This window comes from Scytonema sp. HK-05, from assembly GCF_963872035.1.
Classification (GTDB): domain Bacteria; phylum Cyanobacteriota; class Cyanobacteriia; order Cyanobacteriales; family Nostocaceae; genus Kalymmatonema.
Genome location: NZ_CAWMYC010000158.1, coordinates 194,609 through 201,817 on the forward strand (window position 1 = coordinate 194,609; position 7,209 = coordinate 201,817).

Below are 7,209 nucleotides of genomic sequence, written 5' to 3' on the forward strand. Positions count from 1 at the left end.
CAGCAAGTCTTTGTATTTTAAAGTTTTTTTCAATTAATAAAGTATAAATTTACACTTATCTCCTCATCCAGAATTTGCACAATCGTTTGTAGTAGGCGTTTTAACCCCTTCAAGAATTGAGCCGTTTTTACCTGTAATATCAAATCCGTCTAATTATTTACAGCGCTGATTCTATGATGAGATCACAAATCTTCGGGTAGGCATTGCCTACAAAAGTGAGCAATGCCTAGCTAAAAGAAAACCACTGGATCATTCAAAACTCTCCGCGTCACCGTGTCTCCCCATCTCCCTTGTCTTTTTCGGTCAATCTTAACCAGATAAATTGCACGTAATTTAATCTGCAATCCTTACGCTAATTCTTGTCTTTTGTTGTGTCCGCTCTAACCTATTAAGAACACGGGTTATCAGTTCTTGTTCCACTATTGGCTTACGCAGATAATCATCAGCTCCTACCGCATACACTTGACGCACTATTTTTGCATCGGAATGGACAGAGAGAAACAGCACGGGTAAATGACTCCAACGGCTGTCAGTGCGGACTACTTGGCATAGTTCAATCCCATTAAAATTTGGCATTTCAATGTCTAAAATCAGTAATTCGGGGGTAAAAGTTTCTAATTCCTTCCAAAAATGTTGAGGCTGTTGCAGTGTAGTGACTTCAAATCCCAAAGGTAAAAGCAACGATTTCGCATGATTTAGCACAATGGGGTCATCATCTACAACCATAATTTTAGCTTTATGAGTAGCAGCAGACTGATTGAGTGATTTCCTCACAACAGAAAGCACTTCATCCACAGGCGTAGTTTTGTGGAGAAAGGTCTGTGCCCCTAGACGAGCAGCTTCTACCCGACAACGAAATTGATTGGATGCGGTAAAAACTATAACAGGAATTTTAGGATTTTTCTGAGAAATTTCTGATAGGAAGTTTAAACCATTTTCCTGTGGGTTGGAAAAAGTCAAATCTAGTAAAATCACATTGGGAGAATATGAAGCAAGTACGCTTTTTGCCGTGGTCAAGTCTGTAGCTACGTCTACCTGTAAGCCCCAAGCTGCGGCACCTAATTTGATTCGTTCTGTTAGGATAGTGTCATCATCAATGATCAGCAGTCGCGGCAATGATAGTTTAGAGGTTGCAAGGGTAGCAGTTTGAGATGGCTGCTGCTGCAATATTTTTTGCAGTGATGTTATTAATTTCTCCAATCTCTCCAACTGCCAAAGTGGGTATTGCTCCCAACTCATTAAACTTTGCAGCAACACTTCGATTTGCCGTGCTAGTTTTGAACCTTCATGAAAGCCATAACACCCTAAAGTACCAGCTAAGCGGTGAGCCTCTGTGTGTGCTAGCTTAAGCAGATGGCTGTCTAGGTTTCCAGTCGATAAGTGTGCTAGCACTTGCTCAAATAACTCCAACTGTTCCTGTAGACGGCTCCCTTTAAACTCTTCCCACATCTTTTTGACGAGAACTATAACCTCTGCCTCGGCTTTGCGACGGCAGTCGCTCATGGGGGAAACCCCCAAGACCGCGCTGCCTCGCTTTTGCGAAAACTCAGTACATGATAGGGATCTGCGCTTATTCTGCTTCTTTGAGTCTTGTCTGCTAGTGCCCTTTTCATCTTTTCGGAGCCGATAGCCCAATCCGTAAAGCGTCTCAATCAAATCTTCGGTCATTCCCACTGCTTTTAACTTTTGCCGCAGACCTTTAATTTGGGTTGTCACAGCTTCCTCTCCAGGAGATTCAGAGGATAACCAAATGCTGTCGAGCAAAGCATTGCGAGTGAATATCCTGCCGGGATTGCGCAAGAAAAGCTCTAATAAACCATGCTCTTTGGGGGTGAGGTGCAAACTCTCGCCGTTATAAGTAACTTCTCTTGTGTTGGTGTCTAGATGTAAGTTTTCCCAACTCAGTATTGTAGGTAAGATCACCTTTGCCCGCCGCAGCAACGCTTTCATCCGAGCTAGTAATTCTGACAGGTCAATAGGCTTGGTTATGTAATCATCAGCACCTGCCTCCATACCTGTAACCCGAAGACTGGTACTATCATTTGCAGTCAGCATCAGAATGGGCATATGATAACCCTCTAGACGCAGTTGCCGACAAAGGCTAATGCCATCCATCTTAGGAAGCATGACATCTAGCAAAAGTAGGTCATATTCAAACATCTTTGCCAACTCCAGCCCGGTTGGACCATCTTTTGCAATCTCAATCTGGTAGTTGTATGCCTTGAGCGCTTTTTCAAGCAATAAAGCATTAAACTCATCATCTTCTACCAAAAGAATTTTCATGCAAAATTCTCTCCCTCTTGAGACATCATGCCTGTTGTATTAATTTTATAAATTATTGATAAGTAGAATAGTGGTACTTCCATTCACCAGAGCAGCCTGTGTTATGCGCAAATATCGTTCAACAGTGGTTGCTCCCTACATTTTTTCATTCTAAATATGCGCGCTAGAATTTTGCGCGCACTTGAACAGCACAAGGTAATATCTTTATACATCTGATGAGAACACACTTTTAAGTTGTATTTGTGTTATTTGTGTTGTATTTGTATAGAGAGTCACCCTGAATATCTCTAACTGCCAAGTTCTTGAACTAGTCGTAAAGTACAAAAAGTTTAGTATTGGCTACCAGAAATCCAGTATATCTAGAAAAGTAGAAATTTTTTGAAAATCTATCCAAAATTACACTAATAGTTTCCAAAATTCGTCAAAAATCTATAAACACTATGACAATCAAAAAAATTAATGTTAAAAATCGCACTTGTCAAGTGTTGATTCTTACAACTACTTGTTTCTTATTAAAGAGCAACACTCATTCTTGGTATTTTTTTGTATAAATTAATACTAAATTTTGGCTGATGATCATTTTGTGTAAATTTTTTTCTATTAATAAAATATAAAAATATTCAGTTAACAGTAAACAGTTATAATTATCATTTGCATTTACATTTACAAAATCAATATCAAGCTAACAAATTGATTTGTGGAAAAATTCCAAAAATCCTTAGTTACAGAAACTAACTGATAACTGAACACTGCTAAAAAAAGCACTTGAATTATATGTAATAAATAACTATGAATCAGGGGCAACAAACGGCTATTGAAGGCATCTACGAAGTGTGTATTGGGGTTAAAGAGCCAATTTCTGCTATTCAGTATTGGGAACTATTTGGCTACCGCGTTGGTCAAGTAGGTGAATTATCACAAGCCGCAGCTTACCAATTATATGGAGTCAATTCATCTTTACGTTCGATTCGCCTTTACCACCAGTATACAGATCATGGTTTGCTTCGTCTGATGATTTGGCAAAATCCCACCAATGAGGGATTAGGGATGGGGTCGATGAAAGTGAAGGGAAATCGCTGGGCAACGAGCTTAACGGATGATGTGTTAAGCATCTTAAATCATGTGGAGGAGGCTAAAACAGCCGGTTGGGCGATTAAATATACATACCCTCACTGGGAAATTATTTACAACAAGGACAAGAAAAGCCGTCCTTTTATCGAACCAGTGATCGGGGTACGAGAAATGCTTTTGTTGCAACCCTTGACGCGACAGGTTTTCTTTCAGAGGTTTGGTTATACTCTGCCACATTACGGAAACATCAACAAAAATTCTACCCTCAAAACCAGCCAGTTTACTCATATGGGCATGGTCATTCAGGATGACAGCAAAGAAACTCTAAAGTTTTATGACGAAGTTTTGGGTTTGCTGCGCGTGCGTGACGATGTAGAGACAAGCTACGAATCTTCCTTAGCAGGTCGAGAGATTTTTGACCTCCAACCAGGGGAGAAGTTTTATCTCACCGCCTTTGATGACCCCAGATCTTCAACAACAAACCTGTTTGCTGCGCGTTCCGGTAGACTTTACATCATTCGCTTTCCTGATTTTATGAAGTTAAATTCCCAGTATGAAGCCGCGCAACCAGGCAGCTTGGGAGTTTGTCTTTACACCTACCGGGTACGAGGACTAGATCTGTACTGCGATCGCATTAAAGCAAGCCCTGTGCAGAAGTATACACACATAGTTCCCAACGAGTTTGGAGAGATGAGTTTCTCCTTCGTTGCACCAGATGGTTACTTTTGGACATTGTTAGAAGCTGTGTAAACTTGTTAAAACGGAGATGAAGTGTTGTAAATTTACATTGGGAGATATTAACAATGCCCAGTTACCAAACTAAAACACAATGGCTAGCTTTGGTTGTACTTGGGATTGTGTCTGCACTCCTGCTAGTAGTCGCAATCACAGCATTCAGAATATACTTTTACGGCAGCGCTAACCGTATTGTCAAAGCTGATGCTGCAATAGTTTTGGGAGCAGCAGTTTGGGGAGACGAACCATCTCCAGTTTTCAGAGAAAGAATTAACCACGCAATAAACCTTTACAAAAGAGGGATTGTTCGCACCATTATTTTCACTGGTGGCGTTGGCAAAAACGATCATCTGGCTGAAGCCGTTGTCGGCAAACGTTACGCAATGGCGCGGGGGGTCAAACCAGCCAATATTCTCATCGAAACAGAATCGCACACGACTCATCAGAACCTTGAGTATGCTCAGAAGGTGGCGTCTTTGTACCATCAATCTAAGTTTCTCATTGTCAGCGACCCCCTGCATCTTAAGCGAGCCGTGTTAATGGCACAAGACTTGGGAATGGATGCCTATCCATCCCCTACACCCACCACTCGCTATCGCAGTTTCAAAAGCCAGTTTGAGTTTCTGATGCGAGAGACGTATTTTTACTTTGTCTACCTCGTGTTAAAATTTTAACTTTCATCTTGTCTTTCCTCTGTGTTCTCTCTTGCCTCTTGCGGTTCCCCAGAAACTAAATTTCCTCCGCCTCCGGTAGCGGAAAGGTTTCACCGGCTAAGTAAGCATCAAAGTGCTGTTGGAAGTAAAGCCAAGAAGTCATATCCTCCACATCAAGAAACGATTTGGGTGCATTCTTGTATAAAGGTACGCGGGTATTGATTTCATCTTGCAGCAGTTGCGGTAACTCGCTAAAGCCATTCACTTTGCTTCCATAAGCACTGTAGATCAGATGACCGAGGCGTGTGCCCATCTTCATCCAAGGAAGCCATTGACCAATCCTATCCCAACTCAGCTTGAGTTCAGTTACAGAGGAAAGTTCAGAGTCCAACAAATCTGCAGTAGGAACAGTTAATTTAAACAACTCTGCCGCTTGATAAGTAGTTTGTGGGCTATACTCAGCAAACTTGGGATTTTCCCCCAAAGGATTGGGATAAGTGGGAAATATATCAAACACAAAGGTTGTACTGTCTCCTTCCACAGGCGCTGGAAACTTGCTTTTAAAATGACCTTGCACAGGATTATTGGCAACGTGTACAACTGGGACTGTTTCCCCCGTCCAAGGATTCTGCCACTTATGCAAAATCTCACCTGTTTCTGGGTTCAGGTAATAAGTCAGTTCCCTAGAAGTAAAATCCCAGCTACCCTCTCCTGTAGGAATACACCGACTCACGCTCATCCCGACAATTTTAAATAGGAGTTTTTTCTTTTCACCTGGCACAAAAGCGTAAATATTGCCCTTCCAGGCGAGAAAGGTTGATTCGTTGGGATCAAGGGATGAACGAGTTTTCACCCAGTGTTGGGCATCAAATTCTTTGATTTGTGCGACCATCTACAGCATCCTTGGTTTGTGAGTGAGGGAAAAATAGCATTAGAACCAAATGATACTTAGATATGGGGTCATTTAGCATCAGCTACCAATTTACACGCTAATTTTTGGCAAAAATCCAGTTTGGTACACTCCCCCAGCAAAATCGTAGAAAAGGTAGTCAACGATTGGTTGCCCGTCCCAATCCCTAACCAATCGATTCTGAATTCTGACTTCTGTCTTCTGACTTCTTGTTCAAAAATCATTTCTAAGCAGATTCTGACAGTTGACTGTCAAGACGCCGAAATAAATATACCCATATTGGCAAGGAACTGTTAATCGCGATTAGTCGCACCAAATGACCTGCTGTGACAATTTCAACATTATGATGCAATGTCAGGGCAACTAAAATCATTTCCGCTGAACCTCCGGGTGCTGTTACTAACAAACAAGTTAACCAGTCCCAGGAAGTTAATTCCATAGCAAGGATGGTGGCGAGTCCCCCTGCAACGAGGGTCATTCCTACAGACATTAAGGCGTAGACTATGGTCTTTTTCCCTAAAGTGGGTTTGTCACCCCAATACTCACCGATGGTAATTCCCAGAAGCATTTGACCGACTATGTTGACTAAAGGCGGCAAAGTAAAGTTAACACCACTTATAAAAGGTAGTAAATTTAGCAAAGGAATAAACGCTATACCAGCGACTATTGCACCGAAAAACTCACCAGCAGGAATTTTACTTAATCTTGCAAGATATACTGCTAATCCGCCAAATAGCAGCGCCAATAATAGTAATCCTAATTGAGATGGTTCGAGACTGAGCAAGGCACCTTTAATGGGAAGTGCTTGCGGATAAAGTTGATTGCCCCCGGATGATAACCTGGCAACTAAGGGAATTAGAAAAACTACGGTAGTGACGCGAATCGCTTGCACGAGTGCCACTAGGGCGACATTTCTGCCGTAATCTGCGGCGATCGCTGACATAGGTCCGACACCGCCGGGAACTGTAGCCAGCAGCGCCGTTAAAAGATTCGTTTTGCTTAAGCGCGAGTAAACATAGCCAATGAGGGTACCACACACCAACAGGAAAAAGGTAAGAACCCCAAAAACAGGAAAACAAGAAGCAACATCAGCTAGATGACCGTGGGCAACCGAAAAGCCGACATTCAGCCCGACAAGTGCCATTCCTGTCTTTCTCGCAGCCCGGTTGGGTTTGGGGGTATAGCCATACAAAACCCGACACGTCTGAAGCACCACTGCACCAGAGACAATACCGCCAAATATCCAAGCAACCCCTCCAATGTGGAATCTTCCCAAGATTAAACCTATGGGTAATGCCAGAAGCATTTCCCACCCCAAAACAATCAACGGCTTGACAGGAATCTGCTGCTTGGCAACAACAGCTTGCTCTTGAGTGCTAACTTGCTTGGGAGCCGCTACGCTTAAAGTCTGATTCATCAATTTGCTTTTTTCAAATTAATTCATCTTCTCAAACTAGCGCGATCGCACAAAACGCGCAGCCACTCGTTGACGTAATCCCATAGTGTAGCGAGAAAACGGAATAAACCGGAATCTCTTTTTTCAAACTCTCCTCTGTA

At 42.3% G+C, this 7,209-nt stretch carries 5 protein-coding genes; 2 read left to right on the top strand and 3 right to left on the bottom strand.

Annotation, left to right across the window (positions count from 1 at the left end):
• Positions 1-333: 333 nt before the first annotated feature.
• Positions 334-2,283 carry a response regulator gene (locus AACT52_RS37230; protein ID WP_073628615.1) on the bottom strand — a complete coding sequence of 650 codons (1,950 nt, stop codon included), beginning with the start codon at positions 2,281-2,283 and terminating at the stop codon, positions 334-336.
• A gap of 789 nt (positions 2,284-3,072) precedes the next feature.
• Between AACT52_RS37230 and AACT52_RS37235 the strand changes: the two genes are divergently transcribed.
• Together AACT52_RS37235 and AACT52_RS37240 are read left to right on the top strand one after the other, a co-directional pair.
• Complete coding sequence (locus AACT52_RS37235; protein WP_073628617.1) at positions 3,073-4,104, top strand: VOC family protein; 1,032 nt, start codon at positions 3,073-3,075, stop codon at positions 4,102-4,104.
• Positions 4,105-4,157: 53 nt separating this feature from the next.
• Positions 4,158-4,763: a YdcF family protein gene (locus AACT52_RS37240; protein WP_073628619.1), complete on the top strand. Its 606-nt coding sequence runs from the start codon at positions 4,158-4,160 to the stop codon at positions 4,761-4,763.
• A 55-nt stretch (positions 4,764-4,818) separates the two neighbouring features.
• Here AACT52_RS37240 and AACT52_RS37245 read toward each other — a convergent pair whose 3' ends face one another.
• Positions 4,819-5,634: a DUF1838 domain-containing protein gene (locus tag AACT52_RS37245; RefSeq protein WP_073628621.1), complete on the bottom strand. Its 816-nt coding sequence runs from the start codon at positions 5,632-5,634 to the stop codon at positions 4,819-4,821.
• Positions 5,635-5,878: 244 nt separating this feature from the next.
• Positions 5,879-7,069, bottom strand: a complete 1,191-nt coding sequence (locus AACT52_RS37250) for an AbrB family transcriptional regulator (protein ID WP_073628623.1) — start codon at positions 7,067-7,069, stop codon at positions 5,879-5,881.
• Positions 7,070-7,209 lie beyond the last annotated feature (140 nt).